Raw genomic sequence first — 25,793 nt, forward strand, 5'->3', positions numbered from 1 at the left:
ATAGTCATTCCTTCCGCCAATTGACACGCCAAAGAGAGTCGCCGTCGGATTCAAAGACGATCCCCCCTTCCTCATCAGTACGGTGAACGTTTATTCCGAGATCCTTAAATCGCTTGATGACCTTTGCAGACGGATGATGAAATTTATTGAACTTGCCGACCGAAACGACAACTTCTTTCGGCGCGACGTTGGCAAGAAAATCCGCCGAACTGCTCGTCGAAGAACCATGGTGTCCCGCCTTGAGCAGATCGCTGTGAAGAAATCCGCCATACACGGAGTCCAAATGTTCTTCCACCGGAATCTCGGCATCCCCGGCAAAAAGGAACGACGTCTTCCCGAAAACCAGCTTGAAAACAACGGAAGTATTATTGAGGTGGTCATAACCGTCGGTTGAATCGACGTCGAGAAAAGAGCATGTCGGATGAAGCGTATACAAGCGAATGTTATGAATGGCGGCTAGCTGTGCTCCGGCCGCAACCACACGCCGAAGCCGCGGAACGAGCGACTCGTAGTCATAATACAGCGACGATTGGGCGCGCTGGCTTGCGTCGACCACTTCGCTGACCTCGAAATTTCGCAGAAGGTACGGGACACCCCCGAGGTGATCGCTATGAGGATGCGTGACAACGATCGCATCGATGTGCGATATGCGATGACGACGAAGGAACGGCCCCACGACCTTTTCCCCGGCGTCATACGAGAGCGTTTTCGGGCCGGCATCGACGACATAGCTCTCCCCCGAAGGAAATTCGATGAGCGCGGCGTCTCCCTGACCGACATCAAGAAAATCGATGCGTAAATTATTGTGAGCCCTATGCTCAGCATCAAAGAATGAAGCACACAGAAGAATATTCAGCGCGGCAAGAAAAACCAGGAATGTTCGTTTCAGGAAAATCCTATTGTTGAGATTGAAGAGCGCGCCCACGACAAGAGAATAGAAGAAGCCTTCCGTAAACCCGAACGAGGCGGATGGGATCGACGCATACGGAACCGAATTCGCGAGCATGACAAATTTTAAGGCAACCCATGACAGCACATTATTGACTTCGTTAAAGCACGTGGAGATCCATATCGAAAAAACTCCTGCCAATACAGAGACGAAACCGACGATAACGATCACCTCGACGACCGGCACCACGACAAGGTTTGCCGCAAGCGAGATAAGCGACACTTTTCCGAAAAAATACGCGGTGAAAGGAATAGCGCCGAGCTGGGCAGCCAGCGACACTGCCAGCAGTTTGAAAAGATAGCCGGTCACTTTCCCTCGCCGATACCTCTCAGGGATTTTTTCTATCATCGCGGTCAGCTTCGGATACAAATACGCGATCGCAAAGACAGCCGAATACGAGAGCTGAAACCCAGCGTCGAAAAGCTGCATCGGATCGCAGGCCAGGATGATGACGGCGGAAATTCCAAGGGAATTATAGACATTAACCCGTTCCTGAAATATTTTTGCAAACAGCGCGGTTGTCGCCATCAACGAAGCGCGGACCACCGGAGGCGCCGCACCGGTAAGTTCCATGTAAAAAAAGATTCCGACAATCGAAGCGATCGTTTTTTCCCGCTCCGGCAGCCGGAGCAGTCCGAACAGAGTGTACAAGATCACCGCCACGAGAGCAACGCGCATTCCCGCGACAATGAGCACGTGAATGGTGCCGGTATTGATAAACGCTTCCTTGATCTCCGTTGAGAGATCCGTCCTGTCGCCGAGCAGCAGGCCTAGCATAAAGCTGGCCTCGTTTCCCTTCATCGCCTCATCAATCACATGAGCGACAAAGTGTTTTGAAGGGAAAATTATTCGGTCGAAAAAGAAATTCGGGACACCCGGGGAAATTGTCTGCACTTCTGAGTATCCGAACACGCGGACCGTGGCGGCGATGTCGTTCAGTTCAAGGTATTCGCGGTAGCTGAACTCCCCCGGGTTCCGAGAACCGATCGGCGTACTGAGGAATCCCACAAACGAGATCATCGAGCCATAGTGAAACTCTCTGGGCCGCTCGTTCAGTCTTTTATCTTTGATGATTGTTAGAATCGCATCCCCTTCCGTCGATATCGAGTCTTTTCCGTGCTTGAGGGACAGCACATGAACTAAAACAATTGTCCTCTCATCTTTCACTCTCGGTTCGTCCGCGATTTCACAAACGATCGCAAGAGGCTCGGGGGAATCGAGGAAATGTTTTATGTGCAACGGCGGGGTGAGTTGAATGATGGCAGAGCAATACGCCGCGGAAGAAAAAAGAAGGAGCAAAGGGAATGAAGCGGAATGGAAAGCCTCTCGTCCAAGCCGTCGGCGCGTTCGATACAAGGCTAACGCCGAACAGAAGAAACAAAAAGCGGCGGCGATCCCCCAGAGGTACCACCGAATGTCAGCACAGCGAGCAGCATACGTTCCGCAGCATATCACCAGGGCTGCGGCAACTGCCGGCTTGTCCTTCCACATGCTCCCCCCCATTTTTATTCACACGGTACTACCGCAAAACAAAAGATTCGACGGCCGGAGTGACATCGGTAAGCTTCGAGATCCTTTCGGAAAAAAACCTTCGCTGACTCCCAACCAGAATCAGCGGCACCGGATTACGCGTATGCGATTTTGTCGAGAGATCTTCGATGTTCCCATGGTCGCTGATGAACAAGAGGATATCGTGTTCATCGTCGAAGGAATGCAGAATCCCTCCGAGGAATCCGTCAATACGTTCCAGCACGTCGACGGCGGTTTTCATCGATCGGGAATGCCCGGCCTTATCCGAAAAAAAATATTCAAACACCGTGAAATCATAAGAGCGGCCGATCTCGTAAAATCTCTTTCCGGCCTCGAAGGGAGACAGGACGGGAAGATGGTAGCCGAAGGTATTCAAGCCTTCGTTCGTGCAATCGGCGGAGAGAGCGCTCCCCGCAGCGATATCGTCAACCGTATTGAGTTTCCGCCCGGAAGAGAGATAGGACAGAGCGACGACAGGCGTCTTGCCGCGGGGAGAGTTGATGTAATCGAAATACCGCTTCGGAAAGCCGTTGGCAAAGAAGGCGTTCTTTTGGCGGCGCTGCAGCCGGACAAAAATGTTCTTTTCCTTAATAACCGGAACAAGGGTCGAATACGGATGAGGCCCGAAATGTTTCCCGATCTTTTTAGGGGCGTTTACGCCCGTAAAAATCGCGGTCTGCCCCGTTCCGCTTTGCGGAAGCCCCGGGACTCCAAGCGTGCTGTTGACCGGAGTTATCGACGCAGCTGACGAGAATATTTTCCGGTTATGGAGGGAAGGAAGAGAGCCGTCAAACAATGTTCTTAACGTTGGCAGTTTCGCAACGAAAAAAGGATTGACCGAAGGGTCCTCTTTTCCGTATCCAACCCCATCCCAAAAAATCATGAGAACGGCCATCGGCTATCCTTTGCTCTCGACCATGACGGTCACCGGGCCGCTGTTCGTCAATTCCACATCCATCATCGCTTTGAACACGCCGGTGGCCACTTTTTCAACTCCCAACCGGGCGCGCAGTTCTTCGACAAAAATATCATAAAGCGGTTCAGCCGCCTTTGGCGGTGCCGCTTCGATAAAACTTGGCCGGTTTCCCTTCCGCGTGTCGCCGTAGAGCGTAAACTGCGAAACCGCAAGCGCCGATCCCCCGACCTCGCGCACCGATAAATTCATTTTCTGCTGATCGTCCTCAAAGATCCTCAACGAACAGCATTTCGCCGCGAGAGAGCGTGCGTCCTCCTCCGTGTCGCTAGTTTTGATTCCGACAAGAATCAGCAGACCATTGCCGATCGAGCTGTACGTCGTTCCATTGATGGCCACGCTGGCTTTTGATACTCGTTGGATCAGCGCTTTCATGGACTTCTCAAAAATTCTGCTGCGATGAGGCCTCGGGGATTTCCGTCGTAATCGTCGAACGGCTCGATTTCTCTGTAGCCTTCATCGGCGAATATAGTTTTCGCGGACTCTGATTGATCGAACGCATGTTCGACGATTATTCCCCCTCCCGGCTCGAGCATCTGTTTTCCGCTATGCGCAATGCGACGGTAAAAACTCAAGCCGTCCCCGTCATCCGTAAGGGCAAGCGGCGGCTCGAAATCTCTGATCTCCGGCTGAAGCTCCGCAAATTGACCCTGTGAGACGTATGGCGGATTGGACACTATGAGATGAAATCGAAACGAAAAATCAGCCTCGGCGATCTTGAAAAGATCCTTTACCGCAAAAATGGTCTTTTTCCCAACGCCGTTCTCCTCCGCGTTACGCACGGCAACTTGGACGGCATCCGGACTCGCGTCAATCGCGGTCACAGAGATACTTTCGATCATCGCGGCAAGCGACACAGCGATGCATCCGCTGCCGGTTCCAATTTCGAGTACCCTTGCCGCTTGACCCGGAAAACGCTCTTTGACGAAGCGGACGGCCTGCTCAACGACGACCTCAGTCTCCGGCCGGGGGATCAGAACACGCCGGTCGACGGCGAATTTGCGCCCCATGAATTCTGTTGAGCCGACGATGTATTGCAGCGGTTCGTGCTGCAGGCGCCGCTGCAACAGACCTTTGAAGGACGCCAATTCCCCCTCCGTCAGAGGTTTATCGAAATTTGTGTACAGCTGAATTCGTTGAAGGTTGAGAACGTGACCGAGAAGCAGTTCGATCGTCAGGCGTGACTCATCAAACCCCTTTTCCGCAAGATACGAGGTCCCCCATTGAAGCATGTCAAGGATTGTCCAGATTTTTTTTTGAAACGGAACAACTGCCAAAAAAGCTACTTCTTTCTACTTTTGGATGAGGATTTTCCCTTCGAAGTTTTTTTGATGGACTTCTGCCGGGGGGGGATGGATTTCTTTTTTGTTCCGTTCGTTCCGGAGCGGGGAACGCGAAGAATCTCAGACAATTCTCGCTCGGCGGCCGCCGATCCGCTGTCATAGAGCGATGAATCTGACAGCTCCTCGTCCAATTCCTCGATCGACACTGCCGCGTCCAACGCGTCGACGCTTCCCGGGTCGTCGTCCTCGGCGGGCAAGCGGATGCGCCGCAGTTTCACTTTCTGGTCCCCGGAAAAACCCAGCTTTTCCATTTCGTCGTGCTCAAGGAGATCTTCCAGCGAGGGGACGGGACGGGCGGGAGATCCTTCATCATTCGCGAACTCAAAACGTTTATCACCTTCCAAAAGACATTCGAAATCGGCCATGAGGGAGGGAACGGCAAATTTATTTGCTTTTCCTTCCTTTACCATTGCATTCCACACTTGCCTTACTGAGACAACCACTTCCCTTCGGCTTCCAAGGTACCGTTCAGTCTGTTTGAGGAGGCGTTCGTACATCGGCAATCCTTTTTCCCTTCAGCTAAAAAAAATTATGCAGAGTATCTTTTCGCAAATTTAGAAGAAGTTTTCTGAAAATCAAGCAAGGATACGTCGTCGTTTGGCGATTTCGGACCGGAGTTGCGTTACTTCCCCTCCTGCGGTTCTTTTTCATATGCGACCTTGCCGCCGACTATTACGGCTGTGACGTCGGTCGAAAGTATTTCGCGGGGGGGAATTGTCATGATATCCTTCGAAAGAATGGTAAGGTCCGCAAGCTTGCCTTTCTCAATGGAGCCTTTTTCGTGTTCGGCAAACTCAGCGTAGGCTCCCCAGATCGTGAATGCGCGCAGCGCCTCCTCACGGGTCATCTTTTGATTGGCGTACCATCCGTTCACAAAGGCCGACGAGTCTCTGATGCCGTCCGAAGAAAGCTGGAATGACCGGGCAACATCTTCAGCGTTGCGGGGAATCCCGTTCCGATCTTGTCTCGTGATCGCCGCATAAAATCCGAGCAATGGATTAGGGCTCTCGACCGGAAAGTCTGATCCTCCCGGTATGATGTTGCCGTCATCGAGCAGTGAGCGCCATGCGTACGCACCGCGAATCCGCGACGGGCCAAGCCGGGCCTCTGCCCATCGCATATCGGAAGTGCAGTGCGTCGGCTGCATGCTGGGAATGATGCCGAGTTTCTTGAAGCGAAGAATATCGGGGGGGTCGAGCACCTGAGCATGTTCGATGCGAAGGCGGGCGTCTTTCGAACGCGACGGATTTTGCTGCATTGCCTGTTCGTATGCGTTCAGCACGATGTTATTTCCGCGGTCGCCGATCGCATGAGTGCAGACTTGAAAACCGTGCGCAATGGCTTCGGACGTGACCATCCGAAGCGTTTCGAACGAGTTCACTGTCAGTCCGCGATTGCCCGGGTCGTCGCTGTAAGGATCGATCAACGCCGCACCTCGCGAACCGAGAGCGCCGTCGATATACATCTTAATGGTGCGAACGGTCAGAAAATGCCGGTGTGCATCGATGAAAGGCCCGGTGACCAAAAACTGCTGCCAAAGGTCGCCGTCACCGCCTATTGCCGCATACACGCGAATCGGCAGGCTGTCGCTTTCAAGCAATTCTCTGTAGACGGAATAATCTTCCGTGTCGATCCCCATATCGTGAACGCTCGTCAATCCGAATTGAAGGCACTCCCGCAAGGCCAACAAAATGGAATGCTGAATTTCCTCTCTCGAATACGGAGGAACACTCTTCATCACCGTCCCGACGGCGTTGTCAATAAAGACCCCGGTCGGTTTCCCCGAAGGATCGCGGACGATACGACCTCCTTCGACATCCGACAACCGGGGGTTTTCTTGACTCCCCGATTCCACGATCTCGAGAGCTTTAGAATTGAGCCAAACGGCATGGCCGTCGACGCGGAACAGGACCACCGGATTGTTCGGCGAGCTCCTGTCAAGCATCGACGCAGCCGGAAACGGTCTATCCCCCTTTTTACTCTGCCAGTTGTTTTGATCCCATCCGCGGCCCCGGATCCATTGTCCCGGCTTCACCGAAGACGCCTTTTTCGAAACCATCTCGGCGATCTGCTGGACGGATGTCGTCCCGACCAAGTTGAGTTCGACAAGGCTTGCTCCCAGCCCGTTCACATGGCCGTGCGAATCGATGAGCCCGGGAACGATCGTTTTCCCCTGCGCATCATATACATGTTCGGACACGTACCGTTTCTTGATCTCATCAGTGGAGCCGACCGCGACGATCTTATTCCCCCGAATCGCGACCGCCTCGGCGACTGAATTTTGTTCGTCCACCGTATAGACCTTTGCGTTGATGATCACCATATCTGCCTGCTGCGTTGTGAATGTAATGAACCAGGCGAAAACTGCGATTCCGCCGCCGAGAAGAACAAGGGCCGGGATGATTTTTTTCATGAGAGTCTTCTATGAGTTGTGAACGGACCGCTGACGGGGGGAAATATAAAGAAGGCAGCGAAGAAAAGCTACTGCGCTTCAGACGGACAGTTTCAGAATTTCCCCTCCCGCTCCCAGACTCAGTTTCGGAGCGGTTTCGGCAGTTCGTCTTTCGGCTGAAGCAATTCGCTTCGTTCCCAATCGGAGCCTGGGGCCAGGAGGACCATTGCCCAAACGCTTCAACTGTGCAACTGTGACAGCATCCACTGGGCAGGCAGCCCTCCGGGACGGGTATTTGCATCGCTGCCTCTTTTTTTCTATGTTGAACCGACGACGAAAGGAAAAAGATGGATGCAGAAAAAGAGTTTCGGCGGCTGATCGACATCGTGCAGCGTCTAAGAAAAGAGTGCCCGTGGGACCGGGTGCAGACTCATGAATCGCTGCGTCAGGGGTTCATCGAAGAAACGTATGAGGCCGTGGAGGCGATCGATTCGAAAGACTGGAACGAATTGCGAAACGAACTCGGCGACGTTCTCCTGCATGTTGCCCTTCAAAGCGCGATCGCCGAGGAGCATAACGAGTTCACGGTTGATGAAGTGATCCGCCGTATCAATGAAAAGCTGATCAGACGTCATCCTCACATATTCGGAAACGAGCCCGCCGTTGACCTCGCCGCGCAAAAACGGAATTGGGAGAAGATAAAGTTGTCCGAAGGGAGACATTCCGTGGTGGAAGGGGTCCCCAAAGAAATGCCGGCCCTCCTTCGGGCTCTTCGCCTGCAGGAAAAAGCGTCGAAAGTCGGGTTTGATTGGAACAACAGCGAAGAAGTGTGGAAGAAGGTGACCGAGGAACTGCGGGAATTGCATGAGGCGGTCGAACAAAATGCGCAGGAAGAGATCTCGGACGAGTTCGGCGATCTTCTTTTCTCTCTCGTCAATTACTCCCGGTTCCTCCGCCTTGACCCGGAGCAGGCGCTGAAGGCAACCTCCAACAAGTTCATCCGACGGTTCAACTACATCGAGGATCGTCTTCGCGAGAAGCAGAAGGACATTTACAGCACAACGCTTGCGGAGATGGATGCTTTGTGGAACGAAGCGAAGAACCTCCCGTAACTATTTCGCCCCCTCGTCCATTCTTCCGTTGAATTTTCCGTAGGCATCGATAATGTCCTTGACCAGGCGGTGACGCACGACGTCGTTCCGGTCAAAATACGCGAAGTCGATGCCGTCAATATTCTTCAACACTTCCTGGATCTGCACTAAACCCGACGTCGTCTTCACCGGGAGGTCGATTTGAGTGACGTCTCCCGTGATGATCGCTTTCGACCGCTCACCAAGCCGGGTGAGGAACATTTTCATCTGCATCGCGGTGGCGTTCTGCGCCTCGTCGAGAATGAGGAATGCGTTGTTCAGCGTCCTCCCGCGCATGTACGCCAGAGGAACGATCTCGATCACCCGGCGTTCCATGTACGTTTTCAGTTTCTCCGACGGCAACATATCATCGAGCGCGTCGTACAGGGGTCGGAGATACGGGTCCACTTTTTCTTTCAAGTCTCCGGGCAAGAATCCCAGGCTCTCTCCCGCTTCGACCGCCGGCCTTGCCAGCACAATTTTGCTCACCTCGCGGTTCTTCAGGTTTGCAACGGCCATTGCGACGGCGAGGTATGTTTTTCCCGTTCCGGCAGGACCGATCGCAAAGACGATGTCGTTCATCTGGACGCGGCGGATGTACTCCCGCTGGCCTGCCGTCTTCGCCTTGATGATCGCGTTTTTGGTGAAAAGGATGATGGAATCCATTTCATCATTCGGCACCTGAGCGCGCAGCTGCGTTTGCGACGGCGAGTCGACGGCGATAAGGTCGAGCACAGTGTCGACGTCGTTCGCCGTCAGCGCCCCGTTCTTCGTCAGAAGAAACGTCAATTCTTTGAAGACACGCTCGATCTGTTGAACTTCGGATGATTCGCCGCGCAGCGTGATATTTTCCCCGCGGACGATGATGTCCGCATCGAATCGGTCCTCGATGAGCTGGAGATGGCTGTCGTTGATGCCGAGGAGAGAAAATGCATCAACGCCTTCAATCTTCATTTTTTTTTCTACCGTAACGCGTCCTCCTTGTCACGATCCAAAAAATAAAAAGTCCTTCGCCCCGGTCTCAGCCGGGGGAAGGACGTTCATCGTTGATGACAACTCAACAAGCGTTCTGCCGTACTCCTTATTTGGTACCGCCCCGCTTCTTTGCCCAGTAGCGCCGTTCGGCTTTCTTCTCCGAAGCCGTCAATGCACCGGCCTTCGGTATCTTCAGCCGCTGTCCTTTCCGGATGATATCGGGGTCTTTAATCTGGTCGCGGTTGCCCTGCCAGATCTTCGGCCACATGAACGGGTTGTTATAGATATCCTTCTTCTTCGAAATATTCCACAAGCAGTCGCGGTTCTTCTTCCAAGAGCCGACGACATAGGTTTTTTCCAGACTCGCAAGGAATTCCGGCTTCGAAATGGCATCGCGGAGGCCGTTGATCTTCTGCTGCAGAGCGTTCAGTCTGTCGTGGTATTCGTCCAACGCCGCAAGCTTTGACTTCTCTAATGCATCCAAGCGGGCCTGAACGGAATCGATCTCGGCTTTGCGCGCATAGAGGTCCTGGTTCGATAACCGAGCAAGTTCGTTGATCCAGTTCTCGAGGGCGCTCAATTGCGCTTCGTAGGCCTTTCGCGCTTCGTCGCTCGCACCGGTCATCGTCCTTGTTTCGTTCACGGTCGATTCGATCTTCTGATTCAAGGAGGCGAGCAGAGCCTTAAGGCTGTCGACATCCTTGGTGAGCTGAGCGAGGGTCTTTTTCAGATTATCCCGCTGAGCAGTGTAATCGGTCATTGCCTTTTGCCATTCTTCTTTTGTCATCTTTGTCTGGGCGACGACCGAAGAACCAGCAGCGGCAACGAACACGAGGATAAATCCTACAACACATAATTTTCTAAAATTCATGAGTGACTCCTTCAAAATAATCATTGCTGGCTTTTCAAGCGTTCGCGGGTTGCGTCTTGTTCTTTCACAGCTGCCGCAAGCTCTGCCTGTTTGTCTGCGATCTGCTTCTGCAGACTTGCTTTTTCGGCCTGCTTGGCATCGACCTCTTTCTGGAGTGACGCGACCTCAGCTTTCAACGCTTCCAACTGGGCGAGTTCATCGTCGCTGGGCCCGCTGCTGCAACCGGCAACCACAAACGTCAACGAGAGGAAAGCCGCTGCTGCAAATAGCTTCATTGCTTTCTTCATAATGTACCTGTTTCCTGTATAATGAGATGTTCTGGAAAAACCGACATTTCCCACGTGAAAAATAGCGAAATGGTTGAACGATGTCAAGCGAAAAAACGGCCTATCTTCCAGGTCAAGCATATTTATACAATTTTTTCGACGGAATTCCGCACTCCCGCCGGCTTAAAAAGAATTAATCCCATCAGAAATCCGCAAAAGGATCGGCCGGTCGGTCCTTCTCTGAGGTTCTGACCCCGGCATGCGGTGTCCTTGGCAGGAATTACATCAATCCTCTCTCGGCGAAGCTTGTGAAGTTCGCACCGGCGATGATGATGTGGTCGTGAACCGGTATGCCGATGACTTTTCCCGCCTCGACGATTTGTTTCGTGATCGAAACATCCTCCTGACTCGGCTCCGGATTTCCGCTCGGATGATTGTGCATCAAAATGACGCTGGCTGCATGCTCTAGAATTGCATGGCGAAAAACCTCGCGCGGATGCGTAAGGGACGAGTTGAGCAGCCCTTTGGTAATGGTAATTTCCCTGATAATTTTATTCGCGCTGTTCAGAAGAACGACAAGGAATACTTCCTGCTGGAGATCCCGGAGGGACGGAATGAACTGCTCGGCAATGTCCGCAGGGGACCTGATCATCTTCCGCTCGATCTCAGGGGAGGATTGAAGACGGCGCGCAAGCTCGAAGGCCGCCGCGATCGTGACCGCTTTTGCATCGCCGATACCTTTGAACTGTTTCAGGTCGGCGACGGCCATGCCGGCAAGCCCTCTGAGCGTTCCTTTTTCGATGAACAGAGTTTTCGCGAGGTCGAGTGCCGTGACCTTTCCGCTTCCCGACCCTATCAAAATTGCCAGCAGCTCCGCATCGCTGAGCAATTCCGGTCCGACGTTGATGAGCTTTTCGCGCGGCCGTTCGTTACGAGGCCAGTCTTTGATTCTGGAGTGGTAGAACGAAGATTCGTTGACGTTTCTTTTCGACGATCCATCCATAGGTCCCCCCTGACGCGATGGTTTATTGTGGTGCTGCGTCTTTCTTGTAGAAAATTTCGTCGATCTTTGAAATTTTCCCCTTTTTGTATTGAAGAATGTGAAGAAAGGAATTGACTCTGCTTTCGGTGAACGAGATCCTGGAATGGTATCCGGGAAAATCGGAAACTTTTCCCAGCAGCTCCGTCAGCCGTTCTCGCGTCGTGCCGCCGTTCTGAATCTGTGCGAGGACGAGCGACATCGCGTCGTAACCGAACAAGACGTTGTCGGTGGGTTGGCGCTGCGTGGCCTGAGTAAACTGCGCCGTGAACTGGCTGTAGGCGTACGAGTTTTCGATCCATCGGTCGGAGCTGAAGATAACTCCGTCGGCGTAACGTTTGTTGAAATCGAGCTCCGTCGGGTCGTTCCACTCTCCCGTGCCGAGCAGCGTCGTCCTGATGTTATAGTACGTCAGCTGCGACGTGATAATGCCGATCTCGCTGCTGTTTGAGATCGGACTGAAGACCGCTTGTATCGACGTGACGGGGTATTGCAAGCTGTCGAGGTAGAACGGTTCGACGATCAGCGGAATACCGAGCGAGTCGGCGATCGCTTTCCCCTTTTGCCCGAAGAGGCGCTGCACGACAACTTTTCCTTGCTTCTCCGCCAGCGAATCGATCGTTGATTTTCGCGCGCCCACGCTCGTCAGGCGTTTGATGATCTCCGGATAGCTCACCGTTCCCTTAAAATCGATCGATTGCTCTTCGCCGAAGACCGCGCCTTCGCTCCGCATGGCGCTGAAAAGATACCGCAGGTCGGTCGCCCCTTTCAAATACCGTTTGTCGGAGATGATCCGCGCCCCCAGCCTGATGGATTCCGCGACGAAGGAATCCGCGATCGCGCTGCTCGGCTGAAAGCTCGGCGCCACAACCGCAAGGTCTTTCAGACCGAGCTTCAGCACCGCGTATTGCGCCATCGCCTTGCCCCGCGTCGCATAATCGGGGTTCGCCTGAAAAATATAATCGCCGACGGCGGCGATGCCGTTGTCCGTCGCCGTCGGAGTGATCAACGGGATCTTTCGCGAGTTGGCAATCCCGGCAACCGGAGATACCTCATAGCTGAACACCGGCCCGACGATCCCGATGAACTCCTTATCGTCCAGCCATGGCTGAATTTCTCGGGCGGCCACGATCGGATCTTTTTCCGAATCGCGTACGTCGACGACCACCGTGACTCCCTGTTTCGAATTCTTAAGATTGTATTCGTCGACGGCGTACTTGATTCCATCAAGAATTTCATTCGCCAGCTTCTTTTCACGCAGGGCGCCGTCCGTCTTTTGCATCAGCGGCAGGATCACGCCGAGTTTGACCGACGTTCCGCTTTGAAGCCGGACGAGCAGCGATCGCGCGCGCTGGGCGCTCAGCGCATCCTCCTTGCCGGCCAGCACTTCCCGGGCGTGGGCCATCGATTCCGTATACAGCCCCTGGTCGAATTCCTGTTCGGCAAGATGGAGCGTCAGGAGTTTTTTTGACCGGTCGGTCTTTGCAAAATAGAGAAGGTCTTTGATCTCCTGCACTGTGAGAAACTCGGAAGCGACGTTTTCAAAGATACGCTGGGCTCTGAGGAACGTCTTGCGCTCTTTTCCGCTCTCGAGGATGATCAGGAGTTCGCCGGCGGCATCGGGGTACCGGTTGAGTCTGTAATAGTTCAGGGCGAGCGTGAAGTGCGCGTCTTCGGCATAGGTACTCTGCGGATAGGTATCGAGAAAATCTTTGAGAAGGCGTATCGACTCGCGGAAGCTGTGCAATTGAAAAAGTGTTTTGGCGGACATGATCAGCGCTCCCGTCGTCCGCTGATTGCGAACCGGATCCTCAACGACCTTCTGGAACGAAAGGTACGCCGCTTTGAAATCCCCCTGCACATACTCCCTCGTTCCTATCAAAAAACTGTCTTCGTCATTCTGACTGAAGACGACCTCATCCTGCGCGACGAGCAACTCTCCGCTAAACAGCAGTCCGATGATTCCTGCAATAAGTATTTTAGAGAGCGACATAGATTTCGAAAATGTAGTAACGACGACCGGTCCTTAGGGATGTTATACGTCTCTTGCGAGCGCCCGTACGCCAATGGAGTGTGAAACAACTGCGACGACCACGGAAAGAAATCCGATCACTCCGAGCGCATAGTAAAGCAGATGATTTTTTTTAGGGATCTCGTAATAAATTGAATTGAACACGGAAAGAATCGGGAAAAAGAATACGCTGACAAGAATGACGAGAAACACGATGCTGAGGAGGAACGTCAGCGTCGCCCCCTGCGACGACGCGATCCTGATCGGGTTCTTTTCATCGTAATTTACAAAGTAGGATCCCATGCCGAAATTGAGGCTCACCAGCGCAACCGCAATAAATCCCATCCCGGCAGTGGTAATTCCAGGGAGCGGCGAGAGGCGGAGATAAGGAAAATTGGAAAGCACGGCCAGCGTCATTCCGATCACCAGGAGCGGAACGAGCACAAGAGCGAATTTTGTCCAGTAGACTCTCGACACGTTCAGAGGCGCGCTGCGAATGGTCCAATACGCATCCCCTTCAAGGCTCATCATCGGGAAGGCAAAACGGAGCGCGATCGAAGTGATCAAAAAGGCATCGAAGATGTAGACGACGAGAAAGACCGCCGTCCGTAACTTGGGGTCCTGAAGCCCGAAGTCCATCGACGTCACGCTTGAAAGAAACGTAAAGACCAGGAAAAGCATGACGACGAGGTGGATCCACTGGCTCGGCTCCCGCAGGAACTGCCAGTATTCCCTTTTCAAAATCGATTCATGTTGTGGCGAAAAATTTGACCGCCGTTCGAAGCTGAACAAGGTTCCCGTGAATTCAAATTTTTTGATCGAAAATGATCTGAATGAAAGCGAGGTGATCCAGGTCGGATAAAACAAGCGGTCGCCGGCCACCACGAGAGCGATGAACGCCGCTGCGCTCGAAAGAACCAACATCGCGCAATAGCCGGCCACAGCCGTTCCCTTCCCGGTCGCGTAGAAGAAAAGTATCTGCGAGATCCAGAAATTCGGGAGATACCTGGACACCGGAGGGTCGAACTGGCCGAAATAGAGGTTGACATTCGGGTAGTACCGCATCACTTCGCGGACGAGATGGATCGGGCTCGTGACATGGAAATAGAGGTATATTTGCGCGATATAAAATAGGACGAGCGCGCCGACGAGAACCTTGAAATTTATTTTCGACGCCAGTTTCATCAGCACCAGCAGAATGATGACGGCGGTGCAGCCGGCAAGAAACATGAACGGGACCAAAACGCCCAGCATCACCAACACATAGAAATGCCACGGAAACCCGAAATACGAGCCGTAACCGAGGAGCACGGAAAATCCCGCGAGGAAAAGAGTCCCCGAGCTGTAAAAGAAATTGTCGAGAAACTTGATGACGAAGATCGTCAAATGCGGAATCGGCCTCGTCAGCATGAAGTTGACCTCGGGGGACCGGTAGAGGGTAGAGAACGAAACGACCATGTTGCCGAGGCTGATCGTGATGAAGAAAACATACAGCAGCATTGACATAAAACGATGAAAAAGGAACAAGCCGATCTTGACGTTTTCCAGGAGATACGCCGTCAGAAAGCGGGAGAACAAAAAAGCGCCGACGGCGAACGAGCCGAAGACGATGAAAGAGCCGATATTCTTTACCAGGGATTGAACGCTGAGCGAGAACGTCACCTTCCAGAACATTTTGTTCTTGAAGGCAATGATGTGCAGAAACTTTCTCACTTCGTCAGCTCCAGGAAAACCGATTCCAGCTTTCCGTCGTACTTCGATTTGTGTTGATGGAGATTCTCTCTCGAATCGATGAAAATAAGCTTTCCCCCTTTGATGATGCCGATGCGGTCGCACAATTCCTCGACCATTTCAAGGCTGTGCGTGGACATGAAGATCGTGACCCCCTGCTGTGATTTTTGCTTGAGGGAATCCTTCACGATGCGGGCGCTCCGAGGATCGAGTCCCACCATCGGTTCGTCAATAATGATCGTTTTCGGATCATGAAGAAACGCCGCGGTGATGGTGATGCGCTGGCGCATGCCCTGCGAATATTCCTCCGTCCGCTTGTCGACCCAATCGCCGATCTCAAAATGATCGATGAGTTCCTTCGAACGATCCCGAATAAGGTTCTTCGGCATGTTGAACAAGCCGCCGATGTAGTACAAAAATTCCCGGCCCGTCAGCTTATCGTACAAAAAGGGCTGGTCCGGAATATATCCGACCGACGTCTTTGCCTCCAACGCCTGTTTTTGGACGTCGAACCCGTTAACGACGATCGACCCTCTCGTCGGCGTGAACAAGCCGGTCATCATTTTTATCGTGGTCGTTTTCCCCGCGCCGTTCGGGCCAAGGAAGCCAAAAAATTCACCCTGAGGGACAACGAGCGAAAGGTCGTCCACCGCGGCAAACGAACCAAATCTCTTCGTGAGCTTTTCTAATACTATCATCGGTGCTTTGTTGTTACGCGGAAATCCTTGTTACCGGTTGCTTCGTTCGGCATTTGTCATTCGACCTTGCTCTACTCCCACTCGATCGTCGACGGCGGCTTAGAGCTGACATCGTACACAACGCGGTTGACTCCCCGTACTTCATTGATGATCCGATTCGAAACGGCCGAAAGCACATCGTAGGGGAGGTGAGCCCAGTCGGCGGTCATCCCGTCGATGCTTGTCACCGCGCGAAGAGCGACGGTATTTTCGTATGTCCGTTCATCCCCCATAACGCCGACCGACTGCACGGGAAGAAGGACGGCGAATGCCTGCCAGATGTCATTATATAAATTATTCTTGTGAAGTTCCTCGATAAAAATAACGTCGGCGCTGCGGAGAATTTCGAGGCGCTCGCGCGTCACCTCGCCGAGCACCCGAATCGCGAGTCCCGGGCCGGGAAACGGGTGGCGGCCGATCATTTGCTCCGGAAGGCCGAGCGTCCGTCCGACCTCGCGGACTTCATCCTTAAATAATTCCCGGAACGGTTCGATCAGTTTCAAATGCATCTTCTCAGGGAGCCCGCCGACGTTGTGGTGCGTTTTGATCGTTGCGGACGGTCCCTTGAACGATGTCGATTCGATGACATCGGGATACAACGTTCCCTGGGCAAGAAAAGAAGCGCCTTCGACCTTTTTCGCCTCCTTCTCGAAAATATCGATGAAGGTATTCCCGATAATCTTGCGTTTTTTTTCGGGATCGACAACGCCGCGGAGCCGTTCGAGGAAAATGCCGGAACCGTCGACAAAGTCGAGAGCGATATGGAACCCGTCGCGGAATGTTTTGACCACTTGTGCGCTTTCATCGCGGCGCATGACGCCGTTGTCGATATGGACGCAGAACAATTGGTCGCCGATGGCTTTGTGTAAAAGAAGGGCGGCCACGGATGAATCAACACCGCCGCTGAGGGCGCAAAGGACCTTGCCGCTGCCGACCTTGTTCCTGATCTCCGCAACTGAACGCTCGATAAACGAACCGGCATTCCAATCTCCTTTACACCCGCACACGTTGTAGAGAAAATTCCCGAGGATCTTCTTCCCCTCGCTGGTATGGACCACTTCCGGGTGAAATTGCACGCCGTAGATCTTTTTCCGTTCGTTCCGGATGGCACAGATCGGCGCGTTTTGCGAATGCGCGATCGGCTCAAAACCGGCGGGAAGCTTCGTCAACGAATCGCCGTGGCTCATCCATACGTCCGTCGCCCTGCTCACGCCGGAAAATATCCCGCTGTCCGAATCGACGAGCAATTTCGCTCTGCCGAATTCGCGTTTTCCCGCTTTATCAACCTCGCCGCCCAGCTGGAACGCCATCAATTGAAGGCCGTAGCAAATTCCAAAGACGGGAATTCCAAGTTCAAAAATTCCTTCATCCGAGATCGGCGCGTCTGGAGCATAGACGCTTGCCGGTCCCCCGGATAAGATGATCCCCTTAGGATTGAACGCTTTTATCTTCTCAAGGGGGATGTTGAACGGATGGATCTCGCAGTAGACGTGAAGTTCGCGCACCCGACGGGCGATGAGCTGCGAATACTGGGCGCCGAAATCGAGAATAAGAACAGCTTCAGGTTGAGACATTGGCACTAAACAATTTACCGAGGTCAGTGTTGAAAACTTTGCTCGCAACAGGGAGAAGTCAAGGGCAATAACGACGCCAGCGGATGAAGAGGGGGTTCTAGAATCTCTGCTTCACCGGCCAAGAGTGCGATCCCAAAAGCTATGCCGCGCGCGGAGATTTTTTCATCCGCATTGCGGCAGTATTTTTATAAAGATACGGTATCTTCAGTCGTTCTGCAAGTATTTCCCGGATCGTCGGACATCGGCGGACACCGGCACTGCGCGATTAATTTGCATTGATTGTCGCCTTCGATTTCCTTAATTTAAGCCGTGCATGAAGAACAAAAAGCGGTCGAAGAACGAATTGCCATCAACAACAGAAAAGCCCGGCATGACTATGAAGTGCTGGATTCTTTTGAGGCCGGTATCGTTCTTCGGGGCTCTGAAGTGAAATCTCTCCGTTTAGGAAATGCCAACCTGCAGGATAGTTATGCGTACATGAACAACGCAGAAGTGTGGCTGTCGGGAATGCACATCAGCCCCTACGAGCAGGCGAACATTCTGAATCACGACCCGTTGCGGGAGCGGAAGCTGCTTCTTCACAAAAAAGAAATCAGAAAATTAATTGGCAAAACAACCGAAAAAGGTTTAACTTTAATCCCGCTGAAGGTCTATTTCAAGAATGGCCGCGCAAAGGTCGAGGTCGGTATTTGCCGCGGCAGACGGAGCTACGACAAACGGGCGGCAATTGCCAAACGTGAAACCGAGCGTGAGATGCGAAGGCAATTTTCCAGAAAAGACTATTAGCGGGCGCCATTTCCCACATCATAGAGGGTTAGCAGTAAGAATTGTTTCCCACCGTTAAGGAACAGATGGATGTCATCAAGCGAGGCGTTTCGGAGATTATTCCGGAAGATGAACTCGTCCGCAAGATCGAGCACTCCATCCGCCAGAACAAACCGCTCAATATCAAGCTCGGCTGCGACCCAAGCCGGCCCGATCTCCATTTAGGACATTCGGTCGTCTTGCGCAAGCTGCGGCAGTTCCAAGATTTGGGCCATCAGGCTATTTTGATCGTCGGCGATTTTACCGGAATGATCGGCGACCCTTCGGGGAGAAGCAAGACGCGGCCGTCGCTCTCGATCGAGGAGACCCGGAAGAACGGACAATCGTATTTCGACCAGGCAACAAAGATCCTTTCAGCGAGCAAAGTGAAGATGGTCTACAACTCCGAATGGCTGGCGCCGATGAATTTTGCGGACGTCATTCGACTCGGGAGCAAGTACACCGTCGCCCGAATGCTCGAGCGCGACGATTTCACGCTCAGGTATAAAGCCGGCGAGCCGATCTCCGTCCACGAGTTTCTCTACCCGCTCGCACAGGCGATGGATTCCGTTGCCATCGATTCCGACGTGGAACTCGGCGGAACGGACCAAAAATTCAACTTGCTCGTCGGCCGGGACATCCAGCGCGAATTCGGAAAAGAGCCGCAGGTGATATTGACGATGCCGATCCTGGCCGGAACGGACGGGGTCGAGAAGATGAGCAAATCGCTCGACAACTACATCGGCATCGGCGACTCACCGAACGAGATGTACGGAAAAACGCTTTCCATCCCCGATTCGCTTATTTACGATTACTTCCTCCTTGCCACAAACATGCCGTCCGGCGATCTGGAAATCATCAGGAAAGAACTGGAGAGCAAATCGGTCAATCCCCGCGATATTAAACGGCGGTTGGCACGGACGATCGTTGCGCTCTATTATGATGAAGCGAGGGGGGACGCGGCCGAGCAGGAATTTGACAAGGTCTTCATCAAAAAAGATGTCCCCGATGAGATCAAGGAATTTCAGTATCCCATGGCCTCCGGCAGGGTCGGCGTTTTGCAACTGCTGGCGGATACAAAATTGGCGGCATCCAAAGGCGAGGCACGAAGACTCGTCGAACAAGGGGGAGTGTCCGTCGATGGAGTCAAAATTTCGGATATCAACGCGCACGTAACGCTCGTCAAACCGGTGATCCTCAAAGTTGGACCGCGAAGATTTTTGAAAATTATTCCGTCGGCTCCCCACCAATGACATTTACAATCAATCACAATCATTCTTAAAAAGCGGAGATGAGATAGTGTTCGTTCCTACAAAAATGTTCTTCACCAAAGGCGTTGGTCGTCACAAAGACTACCTTCAGTCATTCGAGCTTGCCCTCAGGAATGCCGGCATTGAAAAATGCAACCTGGTGAGTGTGTCAAGCATTTACCCGCCCAAGTGCAAACGCGTTCCTCCGGCAGAGGGGATCAAGCTCCTTGAACCCGGTGCGGTGACGTTCGTTGTCATGGCACGCAACGCAACGAACGAACCGAATCGACTCATCGCTTCGTCGATCGGCGTCGCTCAGGCGGCGGATGAGTCGCAGTACGGCTATCTTTCGGAACATCATCCGTACGGGGAGACGGAAGAGAAGGCGGGAGAATACGCTGAGGACCTTGCGGCAACGATGCTGGCGACCACTCTCGGACTGGAATTCGATCCGACCTTGGCATGGGACGAACGGGAAAAGCATTTCAAGATGAGCGGGAAGATCTTAAAGACGTTCAACATTACGCAGTCCGCGGAGGGAGATAAAGACGGAAAGTGGACAACGGTCGTTTCAATTGCAGTATTGCTCCCCTAGATTTTTTTGGCAGGCGTAGGTCCGGCAAAACACCGGCCTACGCGGGCTAGAATCTCACCATAATATTCATCAACGCCCCCCCGTTATTCGGAACAACGATCGCCGAGACATCATCCGATTCCTTCCTGCCGACCATCCTGTTGACGATCGGCAGGATCTTACCCTGATACTTATAGACGATGTACGCGCTCCCGGCCCCGATCAAGCCACCTGCAAGAACATCGGACGGATAATGGAGCCCAAAATAGATCCTTCCAAACGCCACAGTCCCGGCCCACAAAAAAGCAGGAACATACACTTCAGGCTTCGGATACCGAAGCGTGAGCAGAGTGGCAAGAGCAAACGCGCCGGTAGAATGTCCCGAAGGGAACGAATAGGGATCGGCACTTTCCATGTGATTCGTATGAACGTCGGTCAACGCCTCGTACGGCCGTTCCCTTCTTATGACCTCCTTTAGAACATATCCAAACGAATACGCCAAAATTTCGGACGTACCGAGCAAGACCCCGGAATCGAACGCTTCATCCTTTTTTGCGGCCAGACCGTAGCCCGCCAAAGAAAGGGGTGCAGCAACGAGGATGGGATAAACGGAATTGTCGGTTACGCTAATGACGGATGTTTTTAGCTGGCTCTGCGCGTTGTTGATCTCCCGAAAGAGCCGAACATCGAAGTTGGACGGGGAACTTTGACCAATTAACAATTGAGGAGGCTTGAGCAATAAGAAAGCCGCCAAGCAATAGAGCGATCTGCGCAGGCGGCCTTTATACAAAGCGAAACATACTCGATTAACGTCACACATCTTTAGGAATAGTCTTACAATACTCCTTGTAATATGCCATTATTCGGTCAACATATCCAGTCGTTTGCTGCCATTGGGTATAGTACCCGTTCGTCGGGCGCCCTGCTTCCCAGACGTGCTCATGAAGAGACGAGTACTTTCTAGACAACAATGAAAGAGAAGACTTCACGGACTCCCATTCATTCGGGTCGTCGCTCATGTATTTTGCCATCATCCGGGCATCGGTGATCCGTCCAACCCCGGCATTATAAGCAGCAAGAGTCAATTTTATCCGATTCTCTTCGGTAATCCCCTTCCCTTCGAAAGACCGATAGATCTTACCAAGATAGTAGATTCCCCCTCTGATATTTGTGTGCGGGGCGTGAAAATCTCCTTCATTGACGCCGAGTTCTTCAGCGATCTGGCTTTGCGTGACAGGCATAATCTGCATCAATCCAACCGCGCCGCGATGACTGGATGCCTTCATAGAAAATCTCGATTCGGTCTTCATGACTGCCAGAACTAGCCGCCAATCAAAGCCGTATTTCTGTGAATATTTACGAATCGTAGGCCCGTATAACTGTATGAAATGTGCAGAGTTATAGTCGGAACCCTGAGAAGCTGAAATCCTTTCCGTTTCGGCGATTTTGGTGCTATTAGACGATATAGAGTTTCCGAATCCAAAATACAATGCTGTAGGCAGAATCAGGAAACAGTTAATCCATAACTTACCCATTAAACCCTCAAAATGTTATACATCCACTCTTCTTGAAATGCCTCAAACCCAGAAGAAAGGGCCTGTCTAAACAAAATTAAAATGATGAATTACCTACAGGCGTAACAAAAATATGAAGGAGGTAAGGCAAAGTCAATTGATACTTTTAAAATCGATATGAAACATCAACTGACATTGGTTACAATCGCAAAAAGCGGCGATGAGGCATGTATAAATAGCAGAACTGTATGACAAAAAGGCATTTCCAGCAAAATTTCCCACCGTAAAGTGCCAGAGATTTTAGATCTGCCCATTATGAGAGCCGACCAGGGAATTTACTGGATTTTCTGAATTATCTGATGAAGCGGCGCTGCGGATATCGCAATCATTTCCGCATAAAGAAGGGACGACAAAATTCCGTCGCATTCAGGAACATGGTTGCCAAAAACGTATCCCCCGGGGCTCAGATTTCCCATCAGTAATTTACCCGAGAGGAATTTGTCAAACCAGTTATCCGAGCCGGCCTCGATCAAAGGGGCATTCCAAGCTTTAGCAAGTTTTTCGATTTTTCCTGTTGTAGAACCGGATCTCAGGATACCCCCTTTCCACTTCTTATTCGTTCGCAAATGCCATAAAAGAGCAAGGAAGGAGTCTTGTTCGTGCATCCAGGTACCGTCACTGAATACAATGCCGCAATGCGTGCAATCACCGTCTATCGCGACCCCAAATTGCGTATCGACGACCTTGACGTTGTATTTCAGCGCATCCAGATGAGACGGGATTGATTCCGGCCGGCGGTCAAAAAAATTATTCTCATGACTTCCGAACAATGTTTGTGCCCGCCAACCGCATTCCACGAGGAAATCCTCGACGATAGTTTGTCCTGCTCCCCCCATTGAGTCGATCAGCAAGTTGGGGTTATTCTTCGGATCTTCGGCAAACGATCGAATTGCGGAGCAATCGACGATCGTTTCGAGATGAGAAAGGTAATCCGGCATAAGGGGGGAGATAACGACCTCCCCTTTGTTTGAAGATGGCCCCCGCCCCTTCGGCTCTTTAACGGCTTCGGAGAGAAATGATCCTACCCTGGCCGTCTCTGCACGTGTGAATGGACCGCCGTAGCTCCCCTTAAACTCAACGCCGTTGTAATCGGAGGGCAAATTTCCCCCGGTGATCATGATACCGGCGTTGCACTTGTTATGCTTTACGGCGAACGAAAGGACGGGCGTGGGGACAACCGCAGAACTTAGCAACGCGTTGATACCGCTCGTCGCCAGAACTTCGGCGAGGAGAGAAGCAGATTCTTTGGAGTTCTTTCGCCCGTCGAATCCCACGGCGATCAACGGGGGGCTGGGTGAACACTGCGCATCGAGATAAGCGGCAAAAGCGTGTCCGAGACGAACGAGATTCTGTTCGGAAAATTCTTCACCGATCTTTCCCAGCCATCCCGATGATCCGAGCGTCAATTCTCTCTTCATGAACTTATCGGCGGAAGCTCGTCGCTGACAATTTCGACGGCTTCCAAATATTGATCGAGAGGGACAAAGACCTTTACCGGGTACTTGAGGATGGAACGGCCGATCGGCCCCTCGAGGAAGCCGTCGGCGATGAATCCGATGCTTGTATTGTTGCGCGGGTTTACGGTGATGCCGGCGCTTTCCAGCTTCCCACGCACGATGTTGGCTTCGTAATAATCGACCGACTGGAATGCCACTGCCCAATCTTCCGAAACTTCAACGTTTCGGTGCTCTTCACAAAATCTCTTCACCCCCTTTTTTTTGGCACACTCATCGCACATCAATCGGCGGCAAATAACGCAGACAGCGACTGCATTCGACTGGGGGTGCCGCTCGCAATAAAGGTCATTGCCTGAGAATAACACTCCGCAGTGGACGCAAAAATCGCTTTCCGCGTCGACCGATTCAGAACAGTTCGCACATTCCTCGTACTCGACCGGGACGTCGTCCGGCACACGGTCGACAAGCTCAACGTCGCAGTCGGCACAATGAGTTGTACCGGAGACATATTCGGTTTTGCAATTCGGACAAAACGGCAATCAAAGCTCCTTTTCGCGGTGAAATTATTATTGTGATCCCTCTCTTCTTACATTCTTCAACACTTCAACAAATCGCTGGGTGATAACCTTCGGGCGGGTGATCGCCGATCCGACGACCACGGCATATGCGCCGCACTTCAAGGCATGGGCAGCTTCGCTGGGACTCCAGATCCTTCCTTCCGCGATGACCGGTGCATGGACTTCAGCTGTGAGCCGCTCGATCAAATTAAAATCGGGAAAGTCGTCGGCCCGGTCTTCCGTGTACTGCGTATATCCGGACAATGTCGTCGCGATCATATCCGCCCCCAATTCCGCGGCTCTGACGCCTTCAATATATGTGGAGACGTCTGCGATGACGGGGATTCGATATCGCTTGCGGACCAGTTCGAGAAATTCAAATCCGTCCATCCCGTTCGGACGAACGCGCTGCGTGACGTCCATCGCAATGATATCGGCGCCGGCGTGAATGAGCCCCTCAACGTCCGAAACATCGGGAGTAATGAGCGCCCACCCGTCCTCATAACTCCCGCGCGAAATACCGATGACCGGGAGCTTGACGGCAGCACGAACAGACTTGATATTCTCGAAACCCTGGACGCGGATGCCGGCCGCTCCTCCCATTTCTGCCGCCTTCGCAAACGCTGCGATATAATCGGGAAAATTGAACGGCTCGTCCCCTTCTGCATGGCACAAAACAATAACTCCATTTTTGAGTCTTTCGATCTGGCTTCCCATCGCCCGTTATTGTTTGTTCAAAGATTGACCGCTCATTTCGGCCGCCATTTTTCCTGCTGCCTCTCCTACCTGCATACTCGCCGGCTGGGCGTTTGTTGCGAACAACGCCGTCGGCGGAAAGATCGCCCTTCCGGTAACGATCAGGTTCTCAATCTCGGAGGGAATCATCGACCGCCGCGATACCTGATAAGTGCTCGCGGGGTTTCCCGGCATGGCGCAGGTCGCAACGGCATCCTCAAATACTCTTCCCGATACGACATCAGAATCTGACAGCACCACCATGCCGCAAATCTGACGGGAAGCATGAATTCCGACCTGAGACGCTCCCTCTTTAATTCTTGCCCCTGAAAAACCGGGGCACGAGTCTGTCATAAAACGAGCTGCTTTTGGAGTAAGCTGCCGGCATCTCATCTCTGCCCGGGCGATGCTATCAGGATCCTCTGGATCGACATTTTGCAGCTCGATCATTGAAACAACAACCTGACCTCTCTGAACCGTTCCATCGATAATGATTGAATCCGACCGCCTCAATCCCGGCGCCTCTTCCAGCCACTTTCTCGTCAATGCCGTGAAGCCTTTAAGCGAAAAAAATTGTCCGCCGTTGATCGATGAATTCGCCGAAAATTCGTGAGGATTTTTCCGCGCGTATCGGAGCACCTCCTCCTCGTCAACGTTCTCCATTGAAAAGCGGTATGACGCGTGGGTATCGCGGTCGACGGTACGGACTCCCGCTTTCTTTGCAACAGAGCCGGTGCCTGTTGCGTCAACAAAAACGCCAGCGCTTAAAGCGATCTCCCTTCCGCTTCGGCGAATCTGGAGAGACTCGATCTTTTTTCCATTCTTTTTGACGGAGAAGAACTGAGAGCGGAACATCGCCGTGACATGTTCCTCGTTCACCGCTGACTCCAGGACCGACTTAAGCATCTGCCAATCGAACGGAGTGGCCGTAAAACTGATTCCGGTCGGGTCAAGCAGATGTCCCGGGCTTCCCCCCTCTGCCTGAAGACGCTTCTGAAGCTGGTCGCCTATGCCGGTAACCAATTGTTTACCGAACGAATGAAATCCGCGCCATGGCTGAAACATGGCAGCGGTCGCCATCCCGCCAAGAAACTCGAGCCGCTCCACTACAACAGTTTCCGCTCCTTCGCGTGCCGCCGCTATTGCCGCACAGACTCCGGCCGGCCCGCCGCCTACAATGACAACGTCGTGCTTCTCTGTATCAACGGCGGGCGGCATTATGGTGAATATGACTTTCTTCGGGGACGAAGGATCTCGAATAACGGTTCAACGATCTTCGACAACCGTCGACCATGAACAGTTCCTTTTGCTGGAATATAGA

General features: G+C 52.6%; 24 protein-coding genes. 4 read left to right on the top strand and 20 right to left on the bottom strand.

Going from position 1 to position 25,793, the window contains the following annotated elements:
* Positions 1 to 4: 4 nt before the first annotated feature.
* The 6 genes from VMF88_06260 to VMF88_06285 all read right to left on the bottom strand — a co-directional run bounded on the left by VMF88_06260 (position 5) and on the right by VMF88_06285 (position 7,208).
* Complete coding sequence (locus tag VMF88_06260; protein ID HTY10657.1) at positions 5 to 2,452, bottom strand: DNA internalization-related competence protein ComEC/Rec2; 2,448 nt, start codon at positions 2,450 to 2,452, stop codon at positions 5 to 7.
* A 16-nt stretch (positions 2,453 to 2,468) separates the two neighbouring features.
* Positions 2,469 to 3,374 carry a metalloenzyme gene (locus tag VMF88_06265; GenBank protein HTY10658.1) on the bottom strand — a complete coding sequence of 302 codons (906 nt, stop codon included), beginning with the start codon at positions 3,372 to 3,374 and terminating at the stop codon, positions 2,469 to 2,471.
* A gap of 3 nt (positions 3,375 to 3,377) precedes the next feature.
* Positions 3,378 to 3,827, bottom strand: a complete 450-nt coding sequence (gene dtd / locus VMF88_06270; protein HTY10659.1) for a D-aminoacyl-tRNA deacylase — start codon at positions 3,825 to 3,827, stop codon at positions 3,378 to 3,380.
* On the bottom strand, positions 3,824 to 4,729 hold the full coding sequence (gene prmC, locus VMF88_06275; GenBank protein ID HTY10660.1) for a peptide chain release factor N(5)-glutamine methyltransferase: 906 nt from the start codon (positions 4,727 to 4,729) through the stop codon (positions 3,824 to 3,826). Before prmC ends, dtd begins: the two co-directional genes overlap by 4 nt.
* 5 nt (positions 4,730 to 4,734) lie before the next feature.
* Positions 4,735 to 5,292 carry a hypothetical protein gene (locus VMF88_06280; GenBank protein ID HTY10661.1) on the bottom strand — a complete coding sequence of 186 codons (558 nt, stop codon included), beginning with the start codon at positions 5,290 to 5,292 and terminating at the stop codon, positions 4,735 to 4,737.
* Between the two features lie 125 nt (positions 5,293 to 5,417).
* Positions 5,418 to 7,208, bottom strand: a complete 1,791-nt coding sequence (locus VMF88_06285) for an amidohydrolase (protein ID HTY10662.1) — start codon at positions 7,206 to 7,208, stop codon at positions 5,418 to 5,420.
* Positions 7,209 to 7,534: 326 nt separating this feature from the next.
* Here VMF88_06285 and mazG point away from each other — a divergent pair, with 326 nt between their 5' ends.
* On the top strand, positions 7,535 to 8,299 hold the full coding sequence (gene mazG, locus VMF88_06290) for a nucleoside triphosphate pyrophosphohydrolase (protein ID HTY10663.1): 765 nt from the start codon (positions 7,535 to 7,537) through the stop codon (positions 8,297 to 8,299).
* Here the strand turns inward: mazG and VMF88_06295 are convergent, their stop codons facing one another.
* The 8 genes from VMF88_06295 to guaA all read right to left on the bottom strand — a co-directional run bounded on the left by VMF88_06295 (position 8,300) and on the right by guaA (position 17,521).
* Positions 8,300 to 9,271 (bottom strand): PhoH family protein, encoded by a 972-nt coding sequence (locus VMF88_06295; GenBank protein HTY10664.1) that lies wholly within the window; start codon positions 9,269 to 9,271, stop codon positions 8,300 to 8,302.
* A 127-nt stretch (positions 9,272 to 9,398) separates the two neighbouring features.
* Positions 9,399 to 10,163, bottom strand: a complete 765-nt coding sequence (locus VMF88_06300) for a hypothetical protein (protein HTY10665.1) — start codon at positions 10,161 to 10,163, stop codon at positions 9,399 to 9,401.
* Positions 10,164 to 10,183: 20 nt separating this feature from the next.
* Positions 10,184 to 10,450, bottom strand: coding sequence for a hypothetical protein (locus VMF88_06305; protein ID HTY10666.1), 267 nt, complete (start codon positions 10,448 to 10,450; stop codon positions 10,184 to 10,186).
* A gap of 259 nt (positions 10,451 to 10,709) precedes the next feature.
* Positions 10,710 to 11,432 carry a DNA repair protein RadC gene (gene radC, locus VMF88_06310; GenBank protein HTY10667.1) on the bottom strand — a complete coding sequence of 241 codons (723 nt, stop codon included), beginning with the start codon at positions 11,430 to 11,432 and terminating at the stop codon, positions 10,710 to 10,712.
* Positions 11,433 to 11,454: 22 nt separating this feature from the next.
* Positions 11,455 to 13,461, bottom strand: a complete 2,007-nt coding sequence (locus tag VMF88_06315) for an ABC transporter substrate-binding protein (GenBank protein HTY10668.1) — start codon at positions 13,459 to 13,461, stop codon at positions 11,455 to 11,457.
* Positions 13,462 to 13,503: 42 nt separating this feature from the next.
* The gene (locus VMF88_06320; GenBank protein HTY10669.1) at positions 13,504 to 15,192 is read right to left on the bottom strand and encodes a hypothetical protein; all 1,689 of its coding nucleotides are present in this window, start codon (positions 15,190 to 15,192) and stop codon (positions 13,504 to 13,506) included.
* Positions 15,189 to 15,908 (bottom strand): ABC transporter ATP-binding protein, encoded by a 720-nt coding sequence (locus VMF88_06325; GenBank protein ID HTY10670.1) that lies wholly within the window; start codon positions 15,906 to 15,908, stop codon positions 15,189 to 15,191. The genes VMF88_06320 and VMF88_06325 overlap by 4 nt, the downstream gene beginning before the upstream one ends.
* A 71-nt stretch (positions 15,909 to 15,979) precedes the next feature.
* A complete protein-coding gene (guaA, locus tag VMF88_06330; protein HTY10671.1) occupies positions 15,980 to 17,521 on the bottom strand; it encodes a glutamine-hydrolyzing GMP synthase in 1,542 nt (513 codons plus the stop codon).
* A gap of 309 nt (positions 17,522 to 17,830) precedes the next feature.
* On the opposite strand from guaA, the gene smpB reads away from it, so the two are divergent.
* The 3 genes from smpB to VMF88_06345 all read left to right on the top strand — a co-directional run bounded on the left by smpB (position 17,831) and on the right by VMF88_06345 (position 20,170).
* Positions 17,831 to 18,307: an SsrA-binding protein SmpB gene (smpB, locus tag VMF88_06335; GenBank protein HTY10672.1), complete on the top strand. Its 477-nt coding sequence runs from the start codon at positions 17,831 to 17,833 to the stop codon at positions 18,305 to 18,307.
* 65 nt (positions 18,308 to 18,372) lie between these two features.
* Positions 18,373 to 19,578, top strand: a complete 1,206-nt coding sequence (gene tyrS / locus VMF88_06340) for a tyrosine--tRNA ligase (GenBank protein HTY10673.1) — start codon at positions 18,373 to 18,375, stop codon at positions 19,576 to 19,578.
* Positions 19,579 to 19,621: 43 nt separating this feature from the next.
* Positions 19,622 to 20,170: an arginine decarboxylase, pyruvoyl-dependent gene (locus VMF88_06345; GenBank protein ID HTY10674.1), complete on the top strand. Its 549-nt coding sequence runs from the start codon at positions 19,622 to 19,624 to the stop codon at positions 20,168 to 20,170.
* 46 nt (positions 20,171 to 20,216) lie between these two features.
* Here the strand turns inward: VMF88_06345 and VMF88_06350 are convergent, their stop codons facing one another.
* From VMF88_06350 to VMF88_06375, 6 genes are all read right to left on the bottom strand, one after another.
* On the bottom strand, positions 20,217 to 20,870 hold the full coding sequence (locus VMF88_06350; protein HTY10675.1) for a phosphatase PAP2 family protein: 654 nt from the start codon (positions 20,868 to 20,870) through the stop codon (positions 20,217 to 20,219).
* A gap of 91 nt (positions 20,871 to 20,961) precedes the next feature.
* Positions 20,962 to 21,684, bottom strand: a complete 723-nt coding sequence (locus VMF88_06355) for a transglycosylase SLT domain-containing protein (protein ID HTY10676.1) — start codon at positions 21,682 to 21,684, stop codon at positions 20,962 to 20,964.
* 314 nt (positions 21,685 to 21,998) lie between these two features.
* Positions 21,999 to 23,141, bottom strand: a complete 1,143-nt coding sequence (locus VMF88_06360; GenBank protein ID HTY10677.1) for a hypothetical protein — start codon at positions 23,139 to 23,141, stop codon at positions 21,999 to 22,001.
* Positions 23,138 to 23,719, bottom strand: a complete 582-nt coding sequence (locus VMF88_06365; GenBank protein HTY10678.1) for a zinc ribbon domain-containing protein — start codon at positions 23,717 to 23,719, stop codon at positions 23,138 to 23,140. The genes VMF88_06360 and VMF88_06365 overlap by 4 nt, the downstream gene beginning before the upstream one ends.
* 27 nt (positions 23,720 to 23,746) lie before the next feature.
* Entirely contained in the window at positions 23,747 to 24,454 is a 708-nt protein-coding gene (locus VMF88_06370) for an N-acetylmannosamine-6-phosphate 2-epimerase (protein ID HTY10679.1), read from the bottom strand.
* Positions 24,455 to 24,460: 6 nt separating this feature from the next.
* Positions 24,461 to 25,690 carry an FAD-dependent oxidoreductase gene (locus VMF88_06375; protein ID HTY10680.1) on the bottom strand — a complete coding sequence of 410 codons (1,230 nt, stop codon included), beginning with the start codon at positions 25,688 to 25,690 and terminating at the stop codon, positions 24,461 to 24,463.
* Positions 25,691 to 25,793 lie beyond the last annotated feature (103 nt).

Source organism: Bacteroidota bacterium, assembly GCA_035506275.1.
Classification (GTDB): domain Bacteria; phylum Bacteroidota; class Ignavibacteria; order UBA10030; family UBA8401; genus JAGVPT01.